Genomic DNA, 18136 nt, shown 5'->3' with positions numbered 1-18136 from the left:
GCTCACGATCGTGGGAGGGGCTTTAGCCCCGAGCTTTTACTCCTAGCCTGGCAAAGAACGAGGCTAAAGCGGATCGCCGCCCGGCCTTTCCCACAAAAGCTCCGCCCACCGTCCGCTTTCGGCGGCGGACTGTTGCCCAATAAATAAATCTGTCCCCTATTCCGCTAGATGACGAATGTCTATCTATAGCTGAGTGGATGAAAGATGCGTTCGAAACACCGGCTAAGGTTAACTAGCGCAAGACGCGGGTTATTGAGGCTTGCCTGCAGGCGATCATGCCGTTCCCGAGCGCGGGTTTTGATTGCAAGAAAGATATTTCCTTTAAAGTGCTTTCCGAGGTCATTGACCCGTCGACGACTAAGGGCAAATAAAATGGCAGTAGGAATCCCCGCAAAAAAAGCGACCTTTCGTTTTGCGCAGAAATTCAACGGTGTGGTGTCCACCGCTATTGGTGGTGATCAACTGTATGTGCTGTACAGCAGTAAAGGCACCGAGGGTGAGCGTTACTTCAAGGCTTTTGACCTGCCTCGGTACAACGGCCTGGAGGACAATGTGCCGGCACGTCTGAGACGCAAGGCGGAGCCACACTGGCGGCCGATGTTTCTGGAAAGTGGCTTGTTGTATGTCTTTGGGGAATCCCCCGAGCTGATCGATGTGGCTGACTGGCAGCCGCGTTACAGCGAACATGAATCGGTCGCCAACCCTGAATGGGCAACCGACGGCCGCTTTGCCTACGACGGCAAACGGATCTACCGCGCTTTTGGCTGGAATGACTACAGCCGTGGCCTGGATATCGTCGAGAACGGCAAGGTGGTCGATCATGTTGACATCGATATCCAGTATTTCATGCCGGCCGCTGACGGCCTGATTTACGGAGTACGACTGTCTGCTCCGGTTTTCTGTGTGTACTCACTCACAGAAAAAACCGTAAAGCTCGAAATTCCTCTGGGCTGTTTCGAGTTTGCGCCTGGCGTTACCCTGGCTCCGACTTCGCGTGACGGTGACACGCTCTACGTGCTAGCAGGTGATCATGTACTGGTCATTGATTTGACCTCTTTCACCCTCGTCGGCGAGTTTGCTTACTTCAATACCGCGTTCATGCAAACGCTGGTGGCTGGCATGAAGTACAAGAATCAGGCATTTCCGCGCTACATTAGCGCCCATGGCGGCACCGCCCTCTTGAGTAACGTCAACAGCAGCGGCTTCGTACTCTGCTTGTCCACGGTTGATGGGACCCAGCTTTGGGCACGCAAAAGCAACGATGAAATACTCGCCGCGAATACCGATGGCGACCTGGTGTTCGGTCTGGAGGAGCGCCGACCTCGCGCCTGGGACAAGTACACCGGCGAGGAGGTTTGGCAGGCATCGGCGGGGACCATTGCCAATACCATCGAGGTGAGTGGCGACTGGGTGGTCTACCACCAGCCTGCCGGCGATATTCAGTGCTTCACCTGGAAAAAGCCCTATTCGTCACCTCATCGTCGGGGTTGAGGGATGTCCAGCGTCGTCACGTCGTTGTTGAAAGCCGCCAGCTGGCAAGAGCAGGCCAATGAGCATGGTTTGCTTCATTCGCCGTTGTCTGTGTCGGTATCGCCTGCCCAGGCGCCGTTGCTGACGTATGCCATCGACCAGCGCGAAACCGTGGCGTATGTGTCGGCCAGTGAGGTGGATGTCGCGCAGCGGGCAGACTTTCATCAGTCTGCTGGCGGCGTTACGCCAGCGTCTGAGCCAGCTGGATTGGGTGCCTGTCGCCGAGCATGAGCACACGCTGATACTGGCGGGCGATTTCAATGCCGCAGAAGGCCTGCTGCTGCCAGAGCGCCTGCAGGAAGCACAAGCCTTGCTTGGCGTCACGGCGTTGCTGGCGTATACACCCAAGCGCGGTGTGTTGCTGGTGGCGCCTATGAGACCGACGATAAAGCGGGTGTCGTGTAGAGGCTAAAAGGATTATGTCGCTGGGTTTGAAAGTTGCAGCGACTGGCCAGCCGTTTATATCCATTGGAATTGACCAGCACGCGTTGCTCCCTCGACAGGCAGGAGTCGGCCAAAAGCAGACGGTTTAGCAACCCTTATCTGGCGTCTTTAAGGCTCAAGAAGTAGGAAAATCTTGCTTCCACGAGGTACGTCCACTGTTCCAACATCGTTTTCTAGCGAAAACGGTATGTGGGTAAACGGTGCATTCCGTCTAATCATCAACATGTCCTTCACTGAGGCATCCATCCATTTTCCAGTAGGTTCTTCGATGGCAAGCCTTGCTCCTCGCGTTACAGAATGTTGGAAATCAACGGGCACGCCGGGAGCGATCACGCAGCCCAGGCGTGGCAGATCGAAGGTGTCTTCGACTTCACAGATCAAGTGCATCGCTACTCCCAGTCTCGCCGAATGCATTGGATCTTCATCGGTCAATATAACTTCCGCTTCTGGCCGGTAGCTGTCAGCGGCTGCATTGCCTTGAAGCGGCCAAGTGAAGCGTTCAAGAAGACCCTGAGCAGCTTCTAGAAAGTCACACCCGCAATCAACGCAATATTGCTATAAGGCCGGCATTCACCGGTACGGATCTGCACCCGCGCGGTGCGGCACGCGGCCTTGAGTTCGTCGTGGCTGACCAGTTGCCGCTCGCCCAAATCCCCGGCTGCGGTCAGCGCTTCGATGGCCTCGAGCGCCAGGGGCGCAACTTCCAGAGTTTCTCGGGCCAGCAGATGGCCCTGCACCTGCATTTCGCTGAGTACCACTTTCAGGGTAGTGACGAAGTCCGGTACGCCGGCGGTCAGTGCCAGGTCGATGCACGGGGTGCCGGGAGGGATCGGCATGCCGGCGTCGCCGATGACGATCACATCGCCATGGCCGAGCCGGGCGATGGCGGCGGAGAGTTCGGCGTTGAGCAGTGGAGTCTTTTTCATGCGGGCAACTCGTGACGATAAGGGATCGAAGGTTGTGCACCCGGCCGGGTAACCGCCAGGGCGGCGGCCTGCTGACCCAGGGCGATGGCGGCTTCCAGCGGCTGGCCGGCGGCCAGGGCCGCGGCGAAGCCTCCGACGAAGGTGTCGCCGGCCGCGGTGGTGTCCACGGCGGCTACCGGCGCCACGGCGAAATGTGCATGGCGCTCGGCGTCGGCGTACAGCACGCCCTGGGCGCCGAGGGTGATCAGTACGCGGCGTGCGCCGGCCTGCAGCAGGCTGCGCGCTGCCGGCAGCGCCGACTGGGGCGAGCCCACCGGCAAGCCGGTCAGCGCAGCGGCCTCGCTCTCGTTGGGAATCAGGTAATCGGCCATTCCATACCAGTGGGCCGGCAGCGGCCCGGCCACGGGCGCCGGGTTGAGGATCACCGTGCAGCCGGCCTCGCGGCCCAGCTTCATGGCGGCCTCGACGGTGGCGTCCGGCACTTCCAGTTGCACGATCAGCACCTGGGCATCGGCCAGCAGCTGCGCCTGTGCGCTCAGGTGCTGCGGGGTCAGCGCACCGTTGCCGCCAGCGACGATGACAATGGCGTTCTGGCCAGCGTCGTCCACCAGAATCGAGGCGATGCCGGTGGGCACGCCGTCGATTTCGCTGACCGCCTTGCAGTCGATGCCTTCGCTGATCAGCCCGGTGCGCAGCCGTGCGCCATAGGCGTCGGCGCCCACGCAGCCGACCATCGCCACCTGGGCGCCGAGGCGCGCCGCGGCCACTGCCTGGTTGGCGCCCTTGCCGCCGGCGGCGGTGGAGAAATCATGCCCGGTGAGGGTTTCACCGCCGCGCGGCAGGCGTGGCGCTCGCACGATCAGGTCCATGTTCAAACTGCCGACCACCACCACTTTGCCTTGCATCTGTACCTGCTCCTCTCGGGCGCCTGCGCCCTCTGCAAAATATTCAGCCGCCAATGGTCGCGGTGGACTCACGCAGCATCAGGGTCGGCTCGACCAACCATTGTTCGGCCGCGAGGCCAGGTTTACGGATGCGCGCCAGCAAGCGCTCGGCCGCCTGCTCGCCGAGCTGGCCGATGCGCTGGCCGACGGTGGTCAGCGCCGGGTGCAGGTAGCGGCTCACTTCGATGTCGTCGAAGCCCACCACCGACAGTTGCTGGGGCACCTGCAGGCCGCGTTCAGCAGCGGCGCGCAGCACACCCAGGGCGATCATATCGTTGCCGGCGAAGATCGCCGTGGGCCGCTGCTCGCCTGCCAGCAGCACCTGGGCGGCGGCGTGACCAGCCGGGCTGGTAAACGCGCAGTCCACCACCGCCTGGGCCTCGATGCCCGCCTCGTCCAGGGCGCGGCGATAACCGCCGGCGCGTAACTGGGCCACCTGGGTACTGGCCGGGCCGCCGATGCAGGCGATGCGTCGATGGCCCAACTCCAGCAGGTGACGGGTGGCCAGATAGGCGCCCTGCTCGTGGTCGACCCGCAACTGGTCGGCGCTGACGCCGTCCAGGGAACGGTCGACCAGCACCAGCGGCACCCGCAGATTGGCCAGGGCTTCGGCGAAGGCCGCGTCACTGGCCACGGTGGCGACGATCAGGCCGTCGATGCGCCGCTCCAGCAACACGCGCAAGTAGCGCAGCTGCTTGTCGGTGTCGTCGTCGGAGTTGCACAGGATCACGCTATAACCGTTGCGCTCGGCGTGGTCCTCGATGCCGCGGGCCAGCTCGGCGAAATACGGGTTGCTGGCGTTGGGCACCAGCAGGCCCAGGGTGCCGGTGGCGCGTACCCGCAACGAGCGCGCCACGCCGCTGGGCACGTAGCCCAGCTCGGCGATGGCCGCCTCCACCTTGCTGCGCACCGGGTCGCTGACCGGGCGGGTGCCGTTCACCACGTGGGACACCGTGGTGTAGGAAATGCCCGCCCGGGCGGCGACGTCCTTGATGGTGGCCATGAGCGGTCAGGCCCGGCGCTTGGCGCGGTAGCTGCGGTAGGTGTCGAGAATCACCGCGACGACGATCACCGCACCGGTGATGATGCGCTTGGTCGGCTCGCTGGCGCCGATCTGCGCCAGCCCCGCGGCCAGCACCGAGATGATCAGCACGCCGAAGAAAGTGCTGATCACCGAACCGCGCCCGCCCATCAGGCTGGTACCGCCGATCACCACCGCAGCGATCACCTGCAGCTCCAGGCCGGAACCGGCATTGGGGTCGGCGGCTTCCAGGCGGGAAATCTGGAACAGCGCGGCCAGGCCGGCGAGCAGGCCCATCAGGGCGAACACCGAGATCTTGTATGGCTTGGGGTTGATGCCGGCCAAACGTACCGCTTCCTCGTTGGTGCCGATGGCCACCAGATAACGGCCGAACACCGTGCGGGTGAGCAGCAGGTGCGCGGCAGCGATCACCAGCAGGGCGATCACGAAGGATGGCGAGATGCCCGCAGCGAACGGCGTCGACAGCCAGGCATAGGCGTCGCCGATATAGGCGGTGCGCGAGTCGGTGAGCTGGTAGGCCAGGCCGCGGGCCATCTCCAGCACACCGAGGGAGACGATGAACGAGGGAATGCCCCAGGCCACGGTGATGATCCCGGTCACGCTGCCGGCCAATGCGGCGCAGGCCATGCCCAGTAGCGCGGCAGGCAGGATGCCCCAGCCGAAACCGAGGGTGGCGACGCTGACCACGGCAGCCGCCAGGGCCAGTACCGAGCCCACCGACAGGTCGATGCCGCCGATGATCAGGATCAGCGTCATGCCCACCGCCAGCACCATCAGATCGGGAATCTGGTTGGCCAGGGTGGTGAACGTCGCGTAGGACAGGAAGTGGCTGCTCAGGCTAGAGAACAGCACGATCATCGCCAGCAGCGCGCCGGCCAGGCCCAGGTAAGTGCCCAGGCCCTGATGCGTGCCGCTGCGCTTGGCCGGCGTGGCGGATGGAGTGGTCATTGGGAAAGCTCCTGTAACGGGGGGGCGACGTCGCCGAGCAAGGCCTCGCGGCTGCGGTAGCCGGCGAAGGCAGCAGCCAGCAGACGGTCCTGGGTCCAGTCATCGCGGTCGAAGGTTTCGATCAGGCGGCCAGCGGACAGCACACCGATGCGGTCGCAGATCAGCATCAGTTCGCGCAGGTCGCTGGACACCACCACCAGGGCCTTGCCCTGGCGCGCCAGCTCACCGAGCAGGCCGTAGATTTCGAATTTGGCGCCCACGTCGATGCCGCGGGTCGGCTCGTCGAAGAGCAGCACCTGGCAGTCACGCTCCAGCCAGCGGCCGATCACCACTTTCTGCTGGTTGCCGCCGGACAGCTCGACCACCGCCTGGTGGGCGCCGTTGCAGCGAATGCGCATGGCGTCGATCTGTCGCTGCGCCAAAGCCTGCTCCGCCGCTGGGCGCATCACGCCGTGCCTGGAAACGGCCGGCATGTTGCCCAGCGCCAGGTTGACGGCAATCGGCTGGCCGAGCAGCAGGCCTTCGCCCTTGCGGTCTTCGGTGATCAGCGCGATGCCATGGCGCACCGCTTCGGCGGGCGAACGCACCTGCACCGGCACCGGCGGATTGCCGATGGCCACCTGGCCGCTGTCGGCGCGGTCGGCGCCGTAGATCAGCCGCAGCAACTCGGTACGGCCAGCGCCGATCAGCCCGGAAATGCCGTAGATTTCCCCGGCCCGCACGGTGAACGACACGTCGTCGACCTTGCCGCGGCGGCTCAGATTCTTGACCTGCAGCAGCGGCGCACCGATCTGCCGCTCACCCAGGTCGATGGCTTCGCCGACCTCGCGGCCGACCATCAGGGTGACCAGTTCGTCGCTTGAATAGCGGTCGATAGGTTCCACCGCCACCAGCTGGCCGTCACGCAGCACGGCGACGCGCTGCGCCACCTTGGCCAGCTCTTCGAGGCGATGGGAGATATAGACGATGGCCACCCCGGCCTCGCGCAGGCGCTGGATCTGCTCGAACAGCAGATCGACCTCGCGGGCGGTGAGCATGGCGGTCGGCTCGTCGAGCACCAACACGCGGCACTCGCCGATCAGGTTGCGGGCGATCTCGACCATCTGCTGATGACCGACGCCCAACGATGCCACCGGCGTATCCGGGTCGATGGCCTCCAGGCCGACCCGCGCCATGGCCTCGCGCGCCATCTCGCGCAGGCGGCCACGGGCAATCCAGCCGCCGCGGCTGGGCAGGTTGTCGAGAAACAGGTTCTCGGCCACGGTCAGGGTGGGCAGCAGGTTGAGCTCCTGCAGCACCATGCGCACGCCGAGGCGTTCGGCATCGCGGCGACTGGCCGGTGCATAGGGCTGCCCAAGAAAGCTCAGGGAGCCCGTGGTCGGTTGCTCCAGCCCACAGAAAATCTTCGAGAGCGTACTTTTGCCGGCGCCGTTCTCGCCGGTCAGCGCCAGCACTTCACCGGCGCGCAGCTCCAGCTCGACCCCGCCCAGCACAGGCTGGACGTAGGTCTTGCCGATATCGCGGGCGGCGAGAACGGTCTCGCCGCCGGTTACCGCATGGGTCACGGCTTGGTCACGAGTTCGACGGGGGTTTCGATCACACCGTCCTTGGCATCGGTGGGCTCACCCTTGACCAGCTTGAGCGCCGCTTCGATGCCGAACACCGCCTGGCGCGCCGCGAACTGATCGGCGGTGGCGAGTACGCGACCGTCCTTGAGCATCGGCTTGATGGCGTTGATGTTGTCGTAACCGACCACCTGCACCTGATCCTTCTTGCCAGCGGCACGCACGGCGGACACCGCGCCGAGGGCCATGCTGTCGTTGCCGGCCAGCAGCGCCTTGAGGTTCGGGTACTCGTTGAGCATGGCCGAGGCCACGGCGTTGCCGCGGTCGATCTCCCAGTTGCCGGACTGCACGCCGACGATCTTCATGCCAGCGGCTTCCATGGCGTCCTTGAAGCCCGCGGTGCGCTGCTGGGCGTTGGTGGTGGTGGACACGCCTTCGATGATGCCGACTTCGTCACCGGCCTTGAGTTTTTCCTTGGCCAGGTATTCGCCGACCAGGCGCGCGCCCTTGCGGTTGTCCGGGCCTACGAACGGCACGTCCAGGCCCTTGCTCTTGACCACTTCCGGGTCGAGGCGGTTGTCGATGTTGACCACCTTGATACCGGCATCGCTGGCCTTCTTGATCACCGGCACCAGCGCCTTGGAATCGGCGGGCGCGATCACCAGGGCATCGACCTTGGCGACGATCATCTGCTCGACGATGCGGATCTGCGCGGAGGTATCGGTTTCATCCTTGATGCCGTTGGCGACCAGTTCGAACTGGTCAGGGTGTTCTTTCTGGTAAGCCTTGGCGCCGTCTTCCATGGTGCGGAAGAACTCGTTGGCGAGGGATTTCATCACCAGCGCGACGCGCGGCGGCTCGCCTTCGGCGGCATGGGCAGTGGAGAAACTGACGAGGGCTGCGGCACCAAGGGCGATGGCGGCGCACAGACGGGCAGGACGGAAACCGGACATGGGCGAACTCCGTGGTTATTGTCGTTTTTACGGGCACGCAAACGTTTGCGCATGGATAAAATTATTTAACGCCCGAGCAATTGTCAAATTTTCCGAACGGCCGCTGTCGCTGGATCAGCAAGTCCTGAAGAATGTGAGCGTTATCAGGATTCTGCGCACCGCGACGAACTTTTCCCGTTCACACCCGTCAATCACAGCGGCCGCTGCGGCGGCAAAAGTGGGCGCCCCGCGCGCCGGATGCAACCTGACCAAGGACTGTCACCATGTTCAAGCCTCTCCTCCTGGGCGCGAGCCTCGCTGCCCTCCTCGCTGGCTGCGCCAGCCATTCCCCCCAAGCGCTGGACCAACGCCTACTTGGCGAATGGCAAGGCATGCGCGACAAGAACGGCCCTTGCCAGTTCTTCGCCTGGAACTCCAGCTTTCGCCCTGACGGCCGATTCGAGATCAGCTTCTTCGCCGACGAGGACAGAACGCGCCTGATCCAGACCGAGCGCGGCACCTGGACGGCCAGCAACGGCAAGAACCACCTGACCACCGACGGCGTGAAAACCACCGAGGTGTACGACTACCGCTTCGTCGATGCCGACACTGTCGAGTACGTCAACACCAAGGCCGACCCGACCGCCGATTGCCAGGCCGACTACCGATTCACCGAGCACCGCGTCGGTCATTAATAAAGCGGGCGCCGCCGGCCAGTCCGACAGCGCCCGCCTCAAGGAGGAACATCATGAAGAACCTGATCACCCTGTTAAGCGCCGGCGCCCTGCTCGGCGGCTGCATGACACTGTCCGGCACCTATCAGCTCACGCTGCAGGACGCCAACGGCCAGCCGCTTGCAAAGAACGTCAGCATGGTCGCCGAGGGCAGTGGCATCTATACCGCGCGCAATGCCCTGTGTTCGGCGTATCCGGATGCCATGGTCATCATCCGCGATGCCAAAAACGGCGAAGAACTGAAGAGCGAAAGCCCTTACAAGTGCTGAGGCAAGGCGGCGGTCACTCGATACGAAAGCGGTATTCGACGGCCCGCCGTTCCTGCTGATCGGGGAAGGAGGAGAAGCTGACCGAATCCTCCCCGGGCGTGTCACCGGCCAGGTAGATGTAGCGATCCACCTTGGCCACATCGCCCTCGACCTGGTACTCACGCTTCCAGCGCCCCAGCTTCGGCGTGCTGTTGCCGATTTTTTCCACCGGCGTCCAGAGCTCGCTGCGCGTCTTGCGCCCCTCCTCGCTGAGCTGGTCGAGCACCACACAGCGCTCGCCGGGCTTGACCCGCACCGGGATCACGAAATTGCCATGCACTTCATCGCGAAACGCGGCGCCGGTATCCACCTCGCAGGCCAGGCTCTGCAGGCTGACCGAGAGCAGCGCCGCTGCGCACCACAACTTTTTATTCACGGGCTCACCACTTCATTAGCCTGGTAGCGCTGCGCAGGCTGGACAATCTGCTCCTGGGCGCTGACCAGCGGCAGGTCGCGCGAACCTTCAGCGGTGGCCTCTACCAAGGCGTACAGCGTAGCGGTAGCCAGCTCCAGCGCCTGGGGCAAGGCATGGCCGGACAGCAAACGCGCCAGCAGGGTCGCCGAGAACACGTCGCCCATGCCGTTGGGCAGCGGATGCAGCGCCAGGCGCGGCGTGTTTACCAGCCAGGCGCCTTCGCCATTGACCGCCAGGGTGCACAGCTGGTCCGCGGGAATGTCCGGCGTGGCCAGGCTGGTGATCACCACCACGTCCGGCCCGCGGCCGCGCAATTGACGCGCCACGCGCACCGCTTCGTCGACGCTGCCCAGCTTGCTGCCGGTGAGCAGCTCGAACTCGAACTGGTTGGGGGTGATGATGTTGGCGCAGGGAATCGCCAGGTTACGCAGGAAATCGGGGATCGCCGCATTGACGAACACGCCCCGCCCGACGTCGCCCATCACCGGGTCGCACAAGTAACGCACGCCGGGGTTGTCGCGACGGATCTCGTCCACCCCCTCGAGAATCACCGCGCCGATGGCCGCATCGCCCAGGTAACCGGACAACACCGCCGAAACCCGCGACAACGCACCGCGATCGCGCAAGCCGGCGAGCACTTCGCGAATATGTTCGGCGTCGAACACCTGGCCGCGAAACTGGCCGTAACCGGTGTGGTTGGAAAACTGCACCGTGTGCACCGGCAACACTTCGAAGCCCAGGCGCTGCAGCGGAAACACGGCGGCGTCGTTACCGACGTGGCCGAGGGCAACGTGGGACTGGATGGATAGCACCAGAGGTGGTTGAGTAGCGCTCATGGGCGGGCGGGATCCTGTCATGGACGGCGCAAGGCCAGTGGCGGCATTATTCGCCAATCCCCCCTGAGATTCCATGGCAAACGGAGTACCCAATGCCCTACCCCATCGACCCGGTCATTCAGGAACAGCCCTCGGGTTGCGGCATCGCCGCCTGTGCGGCGCTGGCCGGGGTCGGTTATGAAGAAAGCCGTCGTATCGCCAACGGGCTCGGCATCTACGCCGAGGACCAGGCGCTGTGGTCGGACACCGAATACGTGACCCGACTGTTGCACGCCCAAGGCCTCGAGGCCCAAGCACCGGCGCCGTTTCCGGGCTGGGAGCGTTTGCCGGATCGCGCATTGCTGGCCATCCGCTGGCGCCTGGAAAACGGCCGGCCGTTCTGGCACTGGGTGGTGTTCGCCCGCGACGCCGGGCAAGCCCGTGTGCTGGACTCCAAGCGCGCCCTGAAGCACAACGTGCGCACCGACTTCTGGCGTATGCAGCCCAAGTGGTTCATGGCTGTCACTATCGACAAATAGAGAACGTCACGCCAATGACCGCACGAATACGCGCCATCCAGGCGGATATCACCACGCTCGCAGTCGATGCCATCGTCAATGCCGCCAACTCGTCACTGCTCGGTGGCGGCGGCGTGGATGGCGCCATCCATCGTGCCGCCGGCAGCGACCTGCTGCACGAATGTCGCCTGCTCGGCGGCTGCAAGACCGGTGAGGCCAAGCGCACCGGCGGCTACCGATTGCCAGCGCGCTTCATCGTGCACACCGTGGGGCCCGTCTGGCGTGGCGGCGAGCAAGGCGAAGAGGCGCTGCTGATCGCCTGCTATCGCAACGCCCTGCGTCTGGCGGCCGAGGTGGACGCCCATTCCATCGCTTTTCCAAGCATCAGCACCGGTATCTTCGGCTACCCCATCGAGCAGGCGGCTCGCACCGCGGTGAGCACGGTACAGACCGAGCTGGCGCGGTATCCCGGCGTCGACGAGGTGCTGTTCTGCTGTTTTTCGGCTAATGACTTGGCGGTCTACCAGAAGGCATTAGCCGAACGGCACTGATTCAGCCGGGCAGGCACCAGCCAACGGTACGGTCAGGCCCTGGCGATCTCGGGAGCCAGCAGCCACTCGGCACTGTCGTTCCAGACGTCCATGCGAGTGATCTTGCCGCTGCGCACTTCGAAACGATCGAGATAGCGGTTACCGGAAAAACTGCTGCCATCCGGCCACTCGCCATACAGCGTGCCGTTCGAATAGACGACGGTGTGGTCGTCACGCTCGGTCCAGTCGAACTGACCGAGGGCCTTTTTCACCCAGGCGTAACGCGAGCCGTTGAAGGCGGTGATGTCCTGGGGCGTGGGCATATGCCGCCCGCCAGTGAAGGTGATGCGCACGTCATCACTCATGTAGGTGGCGGCCTTGACCGGGTCCGGCGCCATGGAAGCTGCTAGGAAATCGCTAACAATCTGCACCGCTTCATTCATCTCGCTCATGAATTGCTCTCCTGCTTCATTGATTGGCCGAGACACCTTTCGTGCCTGGATGTGGTGCGACATGCACGCTATTCGTGCATATCTGCCCTGATCTGTGCGGGACAACCCCGGCAGCACCAGTCTGCGCGTTATGGCACCAGGCTTGCTAGCAAATTATATACAAATGCTAGCAATCAGGAGAAAGGTCATGCGCAAACTGTTACCCCCACTACGCCGACTGCTGCCTTGCGCGGCGGCCGCCAGCCTTGCCATGGCGCTGAGCGCTCCACTGCTCGCCGAGGAGCCGATCAAGGTCGGGCTGGTGGCCGCCCTGTCCGGGCAGTCGGCGAAATCCGGCGAGGCGCTGACCCGCGGCTTGACGGTGGCGATAGATGAAATCAACGCCAAGGGCGGCATCCTCGGCCGACCGGTGCAATTGATTCGTCGCGACGATGAAAGCAACCCGGCCAAGGGCATGCTGGCCGCCCGCGAACTGGCGCAGCGGGAAAAGGTCGCCGTGTTGTTCGGTGGCCTCGACACTCCGGTTTCCCTGGCCATCGTGCCATTGGCCAATCAACTGAAGGTGCCGTTCATGGGCATCTGGGCTGCTGGCACCAAGATCACCGAGAACGGTGCGAAGGACAATTACGTATTCCGCGTCTCGGCGGTGGATGAGCTGGTCGACGAAGCACTGGTCGAGTACGGCGCGAAGAAAGGCATGAAGAAGCCAGGGATGATCCTGATCAACAATCCCTGGGGCGAATCCAACGAAATCGGTTTCAAGGATGCCCTGGCCAAACGCGGCATGGATTACGCCGGCATCGAGCGCATCGAAGACAGCGACCTCGACGTGGTGCCGCAACTCACCCGCCTGAAGAATGCCGGCACCGACACCCTGCTGATGGTCGGCAACGTCGGCCCCTCGGCCCAAGTGGTCAAGTCCCTCGATCGCATGGGCTGGGACGTGCCGGTGGTTTCCCACTGGGGCCCGGCAGGCGGCCGCTTCAGCGAGCTGGCCGGCCCCAATGCCAGCCGCGTGCACTTCATCCAGACCTACGTGTTCACCGAGAACAACAGCGCCAGGGGTGACAGCGTGCTGGCGGCCCTCAAACAGCGCTTCCCGGAGATCAAGAGCCTGGCCGACGTGACCCCGGCAGTAGGGATCGCCAATGCCTACGACGCCATGCACCTGGCCGCCGCGGCCATCGAAAAGGCCGGCGACACCCAGGGCAGCAAGGTTCGCGATGGCTTCTATGCAATCGACAGCTACCAGGGCCTGATCAAGGACTACGCCCAGCCCTTCACCCCGACCAAGCATGACGCCCTGGGCCCGGACGACTACGTCTTCACCCATTTCGTCGACGGTCGCATCGTTCCGCTCGCCCCCTGAAGCCGTGAACGGGCGAGCCCTTGCGGCGCGCCCGGAGGATTATCGACATGATCACCGCCGCCATCATCACCGGGCTTGGATTGGGCAGCATGTATGCCCTGCTGGCCCTGGGCTTCCACATCACCTACGTGGTGTCACGCACGGTCAACTTCGCCCAGGGCAGCGCCATGATGGTCGGCGCCGTACTCGGCTACAGCTTCCACATCACCTGGGGCTGGCCGCTGTGGCTGGCAATTCCGGCCACCCTGGCGCTGTGCGCCCTGTATGGGCTGATCATCGAGCGTTTTCTGGTTCGCCCCTTCCATTCGCGCGGCTCCGAAGCCTGGCTGATGGCGACGGTGGCGGCAGGCATCCTGGTCGACAACCTGGCGCTGTTCACCTTTGGCAAGGAGCCACGGCAGTTCACCTCGGCGCTGGCCAACCAGCATCTGGAGTTGTTGGGCAACAACGTCGGCGTGCTGCAACTGCTGATTCCGCTGGTAGGCGGCGGCATCGCCCTGGCGTTGTTTCTGGTACGCCGCCATACCCGCCTGGGCAAGGTGCTGGAAGCCTGCGTGCAGAACCCCAGGGCGGCGATGCTGATGGGCATCCGCGTCAACCGGGTGGTGGCCGTGGCCTTTGCCGTGTCGACCGTGTTCGCCGCCATCGCCGGCCTGCTGATCGCGCCACTGTTCAGCGTGAATGCCGAGATGGGCCTGCTGTTCGGCCTCAAGGCCTTCGCCGTGGCGATTCTCGGCGGCATCGCCAGCGCTGGCGGGGTATTCGCCGCCGGCCTGCTGTTCGGGTTGGTCGAGGCGCTGGTGACCCTCTATTTCGGCTCGGCCTTCACCCAGTTGTTCACCTTCGCCCTGGTCATCCTGGCCCTGGCGCTGCGCCCCAATGGCCTGTTCGGCAGCAAGACCCTGGTGAAAGTATGACCCTGAAGAATTCGCTGTTCGCTCCCGCTTCCCTGGCCCTGCTGACGCTGGCCTGCATTGCCGCCACGCTGCTGCTCGACAGCTACTCGCTGCTGGTCTTCACCTTCTGCGCGCTGGCCGTGGTGGTCGGCGTGGGCCTGAACATTCTGATCGGCCTGAGCGGGCAGATCTCTTTCGGCCACATCGCCTTCTACGCCATCGGCGCCTATGTGTCCGCGCTGCTGACCATGGCCGGCCTGCCCCTGGGCCTGGCGATGATCGCCGCCGGCCTGGCCTGCGCGGCCATCGGCGCGTTGCTGGCGATTCCGGCCCTGCGCGTCAGCGGCCCGTACCTGGCGATGATCACCATCGCCTTCGCCCTGGTGGTGCACCACGGCTTGATCGAATGGCGCTCGCTGACTGGCGGGGCCAACGGCCTGATGGGCATTCCCATGCCGGAAATCGGCAGCCTCGATCCCAGCGTGAGCCTGGCCCTGATCGCCAGCGGCCTGATGATCGTCGCCCTGGCGCTGTTCCAGCGCCTGCGCCGCAGCGGCTGGGGCATGGCCATGCGCGCGGTGAAGTCCACCGAGATCGCCGCCCGCTCCCTCGGTTTCAACCCGGTGCAGACCAAGACCCTGGCCTTCGCCCTGTCCGCCCTGCTGACCGGCCTGGCCGGTTCCCTGGTGGCGCCGCTGATGATGTTCATCAACCCGGCCTCGTTCCCCTTCTCGCAATCGATCCTGTTCGTGCTGGCCGTGATCGTCGGCGGCAGCGGCACCCTATTCGGCCCACTGCTCGGTGCCCTGTTGATCGTGCTGCTTCCAGAGATGCTCTCGGATTTCGCCGAATACCGTCTGCTGATCTTCTCGGTGCTGCTGCTCTGCGTGCTCTGGGCTGCACCGCGAGGGCTGCTCGGCACCCTGGCCAGCCTGTGGCTGCGACCTGCCCACCAGGCCGCCCCGGCGACTTTCGATCAGGCGCAACTGAGCGCCTTCTTCCAGCAGGACAATGCCGCCCCCGAAGGCCTGAAGGTCAAGGACATCGGCATCCGTTTCGGCGGCGTGCAGGCGGCGCAGCACGTCAGCCTGCAGGCGCCACCGGGCAGCATCACCAGCATCATCGGCCCCAATGGCGCGGGCAAGACCACGGTGCTGAACATGATCAGCGGCTTCTACACACCGGACAGCGGCAGCATCGACTTGGGCCGCCCCCTGGCGGGCCTGCCGGCCTGGAAAATCGCCCGTGCCGGCATCGCCCGCACCTACCAGACCACCCAGCTGTTCGGCGAACTGTCGGTGCTGGAGAACCTGCTGGTGGCCATGCAGCAAGGTCGTATCGGCATGCCCTTGAAGTGCGCCAGCGAAACCCGCCGCCAATTGGCGCTGCAGTTGCTGACGCTGGTCGGTTATGGCGGTTCGGTGAACACCCCGGCCGATGACCTGGCCCACGTCGACCGGCGCCTGGTGGAAATCGCCCGCGCCCTGGCCACCTGTCCACGCGTGCTGCTGCTCGACGAGCCGGCGGCCGGGCTCAGCCGCAGCGACACCGATCGCCTGGCGGGCCTGTTCAGAACCCTGGCCGGGTTCGGCATCGCAGTCATCCTGGTCGAGCACGACATGGGCCTGGTGATGGCAGTGTCCGAACATCTGCTGGTGCTCGACGCCGGCAAACCCATCGCCTGGGGCGTACCGGACGAGGTGCGCAAGAACGAACGGGTGATCGCCGCTTACCTGGGCGGCACCCGCTATCAGGCCACGCCACGGGCCGAAGCCTGGGATGGCTCGCGCGATGCGCGCCTGTTCATCAAGGACCTGGTGATCGACTACGGCGCCGCACCGGTGGTCGACAAGGTCAATATCGTGGTCAACCCTGGCGAGCTGATCGCCATCCTGGGCGCCAACGGAGCCGGCAAGTCGAGCATCCTGCAGTGCCTGGCCGGGCTGCACAGAGCCAGTGGCGGCAGCATTCTGCTCGACAACGAGAACATCGAACACGCCGACGCCAGCACCATCGCCACCCAGGGCCTGGCCCTGGTGCCGGAGGGCCGTCAGGTGTTCGCGCAACTCAGCGTGCGTGACAACCTGCTGCTCGGCGGCTACTCGCGCAAGGAAGCCTTCGATGCCGAGGCGGAAATCGACAGCATCCTGCGGCGCTTCCCGCGCCTGCGTGATCGCATCGACAGCGCGGCCGGCCTGCTCTCCGGCGGTGAGCAGCAGATGGTGGCGATCGGCCGCGGGCTGATGGCCAAGCCGAAGATCCTGCTGCTCGACGAGCCTTCCCTGGGCCTGTCGCCCGCCATGATCGGCGAGCTGTACGACGCCCTGGCCGCCCTGCGCGACGAAGGCGTGACCCTGCTGCTGGTCGACCAGATGGCCAACCTCGCCCTGCAGGTGGCCGATCGCGCCTACGTGCTGGAAACCGGACGCATCGTCAAATCCGGCAGCGCCGAAGCGCTGCGCGGCGACCCGGAACTGGAAGCGGCGTACCTGGGAGGCGCAGCAGCATGAGCGCCCTGACCCTCATCAACGCCCGCCTCGGCGCCGAAGCCCAAGCGCTGCAAACCCTGTACGTGCAGGACGGCCGCTTCGTCAGTGCACCAAGTGCCGGCGCCGAGATCCTCGACCTGCAGGGCAAGCTGCTGCTGCCGGGCCTGGTGGAAACCCACATCCACCTGGACAAGGCCTGCATCATGCAGCGCTGCCAGCTCAGCGAAGGCACCCTCGCCGAGGCCATCGCCCAGACCCGTTCGGCCAAGGCCGACTTCACCGAAGCGGATGTCTACCAACGCGGTGCCCAGGTGCTGGAAAAGGCCATCACCCAGGGCACCACGCACATGCGTACCCACGTCGAGATCGACCCGCAGATCGGCCTGACCGGCTTCAATGCCGTACGTCGCCTGCAGGCCGACTACGCCTGGGCCATCAGCCTGGAAATCTGCGTGTTTCCCCAGGAGGGCCTGCTCAACAACCCCGGTACCGAAGCCCTGCTGTGCGAGGCGCTGGCCATGGGCGCCGAGGTGCTGGGCGGCTGCCCGTACACCGATGCCGACCCTGACGCGCAGATCCGCCGGCTGTTCGAGCTGGCGGTGGCATTCGACAGCGATCTAGATTTTCATCTGGATTTCGACCTCAACCCCGAAGGCATGACCATCGGCGAGGTGATCCGCTGCACCCATCAGCATGGCTGGGCTGGGCGGGTGACCATCGGCCATGTCACCAAGCTGTCGACGCTGCCCCGGGACACCCTACTGGAGGTTGCCGCGTCGCTGGCCGAGGCCGGCGTGCAGGTCACCTGCCTGCCGAGTACCGATCTGTTTCTCACCGGCCGCGAGCACTTCCACAACCGCCCCCGCGGCCTGGCGCCCCTGCAGCATCTGCACGCCTGTGGTGTGACCTGCTCGCTGTCGACCAACAACATCGGCAACCCCTTCACCCCTTACGGAGACGCCTCACTGGTGCGCCAGGCCAACCTGTTCGCCAACGTCAGCCAGCTGGCTACCGAGGCCGAACTGCTGCGCTGCCTGAGCTGGGTGTCGAGTGAGTCGGCGCGCCTGCTGCGCCTGCCCGACTACGGCCTGACGCCCGGCTGCCGCGCCGACTTCATCGTCTTCGATGCACCCTCGCCGGCCGCCGTGGTAGCGGAGATCAGCCCGCCGCTGATGGGCTACAAGGCCGGCCGCAAGACCTTCGAACGCGCCCAGGCACGGCTGCTCAAGCCATGACGGCGCCCATGGTGAAGGTCGCAGGGTCGGCAGCCGAGGCTCGT

20 protein-coding genes are annotated in these 18136 nt (G+C 64.7%); 10 read left to right on the top strand and 10 right to left on the bottom strand.

Features of this window, described 5'->3' with window-relative positions; all coding sequences use genetic code 11:
* Positions 1-372 precede the first annotated feature (372 nt).
* Together BM279_RS09395 and BM279_RS09390 are read left to right on the top strand one after the other, a co-directional pair.
* Entirely contained in the window at positions 373-1491 is a 1119-nt protein-coding gene (locus BM279_RS09395) for a hypothetical protein (RefSeq protein WP_143103581.1), read from the top strand.
* Between the two features lie 178 nt (positions 1492-1669).
* Positions 1670-1942, top strand: a complete 273-nt coding sequence (locus BM279_RS09390) for a hypothetical protein (protein ID WP_093503111.1) — start codon at positions 1670-1672, stop codon at positions 1940-1942.
* A 140-nt stretch (positions 1943-2082) separates the two neighbouring features.
* Here BM279_RS09390 and BM279_RS23130 read toward each other — a convergent pair whose 3' ends face one another.
* The 7 genes from BM279_RS23130 to BM279_RS09355 form a co-directional block, all read right to left on the bottom strand.
* Entirely contained in the window at positions 2083-2406 is a 324-nt protein-coding gene (locus BM279_RS23130; protein ID WP_143103580.1) for a hypothetical protein, read from the bottom strand.
* 89 nt (positions 2407-2495) lie between these two features.
* Entirely contained in the window at positions 2496-2900 is a 405-nt protein-coding gene (rbsD, locus tag BM279_RS09380) for a D-ribose pyranase (protein WP_093503107.1), read from the bottom strand.
* On the bottom strand, positions 2897-3805 hold the full coding sequence (gene rbsK, locus BM279_RS09375) for a ribokinase (RefSeq protein WP_093503105.1): 909 nt from the start codon (positions 3803-3805) through the stop codon (positions 2897-2899). The genes rbsD and rbsK overlap by 4 nt, the downstream gene beginning before the upstream one ends.
* A 43-nt stretch (positions 3806-3848) precedes the next feature.
* A complete protein-coding gene (locus tag BM279_RS09370; RefSeq protein ID WP_093503103.1) occupies positions 3849-4847 on the bottom strand; it encodes a LacI family DNA-binding transcriptional regulator in 999 nt (332 codons plus the stop codon).
* A 6-nt stretch (positions 4848-4853) separates the two neighbouring features.
* Positions 4854-5834 (bottom strand): ABC transporter permease, encoded by a 981-nt coding sequence (locus tag BM279_RS09365; protein ID WP_075931898.1) that lies wholly within the window; start codon positions 5832-5834, stop codon positions 4854-4856.
* Entirely contained in the window at positions 5831-7399 is a 1569-nt protein-coding gene (locus BM279_RS09360) for a sugar ABC transporter ATP-binding protein (RefSeq protein ID WP_093503101.1), read from the bottom strand. Before BM279_RS09360 ends, BM279_RS09365 begins: the two co-directional genes overlap by 4 nt.
* Positions 7396-8352 carry a sugar ABC transporter substrate-binding protein gene (locus BM279_RS09355; RefSeq protein WP_093503099.1) on the bottom strand — a complete coding sequence of 319 codons (957 nt, stop codon included), beginning with the start codon at positions 8350-8352 and terminating at the stop codon, positions 7396-7398. Before BM279_RS09355 ends, BM279_RS09360 begins: the two co-directional genes overlap by 4 nt.
* 263 nt (positions 8353-8615) lie before the next feature.
* Between BM279_RS09355 and BM279_RS09350 the strand changes: the two genes are divergently transcribed.
* Together BM279_RS09350 and BM279_RS09345 are read left to right on the top strand one after the other, a co-directional pair.
* Positions 8616-9026 (top strand): hypothetical protein, encoded by a 411-nt coding sequence (locus tag BM279_RS09350; protein WP_093503097.1) that lies wholly within the window; start codon positions 8616-8618, stop codon positions 9024-9026.
* A 53-nt stretch (positions 9027-9079) separates the two neighbouring features.
* On the top strand, positions 9080-9334 hold the full coding sequence (locus BM279_RS09345; RefSeq protein WP_093503095.1) for a hypothetical protein: 255 nt from the start codon (positions 9080-9082) through the stop codon (positions 9332-9334).
* A 13-nt stretch (positions 9335-9347) separates the two neighbouring features.
* On the opposite strand, the gene BM279_RS09340 is transcribed toward BM279_RS09345, so the two are convergent.
* A complete protein-coding gene (locus tag BM279_RS09340; RefSeq protein ID WP_093503093.1) occupies positions 9348-9749 on the bottom strand; it encodes a hypothetical protein in 402 nt (133 codons plus the stop codon).
* Positions 9746-10624, bottom strand: a complete 879-nt coding sequence (gene pdxY, locus BM279_RS09335) for a pyridoxal kinase PdxY (RefSeq protein WP_093503091.1) — start codon at positions 10622-10624, stop codon at positions 9746-9748. The genes BM279_RS09340 and pdxY overlap by 4 nt, the downstream gene beginning before the upstream one ends.
* Before the next feature lie 92 nt (positions 10625-10716).
* Between pdxY and BM279_RS09330 the strand changes: the two genes are divergently transcribed.
* Positions 10717-11142, top strand: coding sequence for a hypothetical protein (locus BM279_RS09330; protein WP_093503089.1), 426 nt, complete (start codon positions 10717-10719; stop codon positions 11140-11142).
* A gap of 14 nt (positions 11143-11156) precedes the next feature.
* Positions 11157-11672, top strand: a complete 516-nt coding sequence (locus tag BM279_RS09325) for an O-acetyl-ADP-ribose deacetylase (RefSeq protein ID WP_093503087.1) — start codon at positions 11157-11159, stop codon at positions 11670-11672.
* A 32-nt stretch (positions 11673-11704) separates the two neighbouring features.
* Here the strand turns inward: BM279_RS09325 and BM279_RS09320 are convergent, their stop codons facing one another.
* Positions 11705-12103 carry a nuclear transport factor 2 family protein gene (locus BM279_RS09320; protein ID WP_075931906.1) on the bottom strand — a complete coding sequence of 133 codons (399 nt, stop codon included), beginning with the start codon at positions 12101-12103 and terminating at the stop codon, positions 11705-11707.
* A gap of 187 nt (positions 12104-12290) precedes the next feature.
* On the opposite strand from BM279_RS09320, the gene BM279_RS09315 reads away from it, so the two are divergent.
* From BM279_RS09315 to BM279_RS09300, 4 genes are read left to right on the top strand one after another with little or no spacing between them, the layout of a single operon-like run.
* Positions 12291-13472, top strand: coding sequence for an ABC transporter substrate-binding protein (locus BM279_RS09315; protein ID WP_093503085.1), 1182 nt, complete (start codon positions 12291-12293; stop codon positions 13470-13472).
* 47 nt (positions 13473-13519) lie between these two features.
* Positions 13520-14389 carry a branched-chain amino acid ABC transporter permease gene (locus BM279_RS09310; RefSeq protein ID WP_093503083.1) on the top strand — a complete coding sequence of 290 codons (870 nt, stop codon included), beginning with the start codon at positions 13520-13522 and terminating at the stop codon, positions 14387-14389.
* The gene (locus tag BM279_RS09305) at positions 14386-16878 is read left to right on the top strand and encodes a branched-chain amino acid ABC transporter ATP-binding protein/permease (RefSeq protein WP_093503081.1); all 2493 of its coding nucleotides are present in this window, start codon (positions 14386-14388) and stop codon (positions 16876-16878) included. The genes BM279_RS09310 and BM279_RS09305 overlap by 4 nt, the downstream gene beginning before the upstream one ends.
* Positions 16875-18092 carry an amidohydrolase family protein gene (locus BM279_RS09300; RefSeq protein ID WP_093503079.1) on the top strand — a complete coding sequence of 406 codons (1218 nt, stop codon included), beginning with the start codon at positions 16875-16877 and terminating at the stop codon, positions 18090-18092. The genes BM279_RS09305 and BM279_RS09300 overlap by 4 nt, the downstream gene beginning before the upstream one ends.
* Positions 18093-18136 lie beyond the last annotated feature (44 nt).

This window comes from Phytopseudomonas straminea (genome assembly GCF_900112645.1).
GTDB classification, from domain to species: domain Bacteria; phylum Pseudomonadota; class Gammaproteobacteria; order Pseudomonadales; family Pseudomonadaceae; genus Aquipseudomonas; species Aquipseudomonas straminea.
Note: the sequence above shows the minus strand (reverse complement) of the source record. Positions and strands in the feature narration are given on the sequence as shown.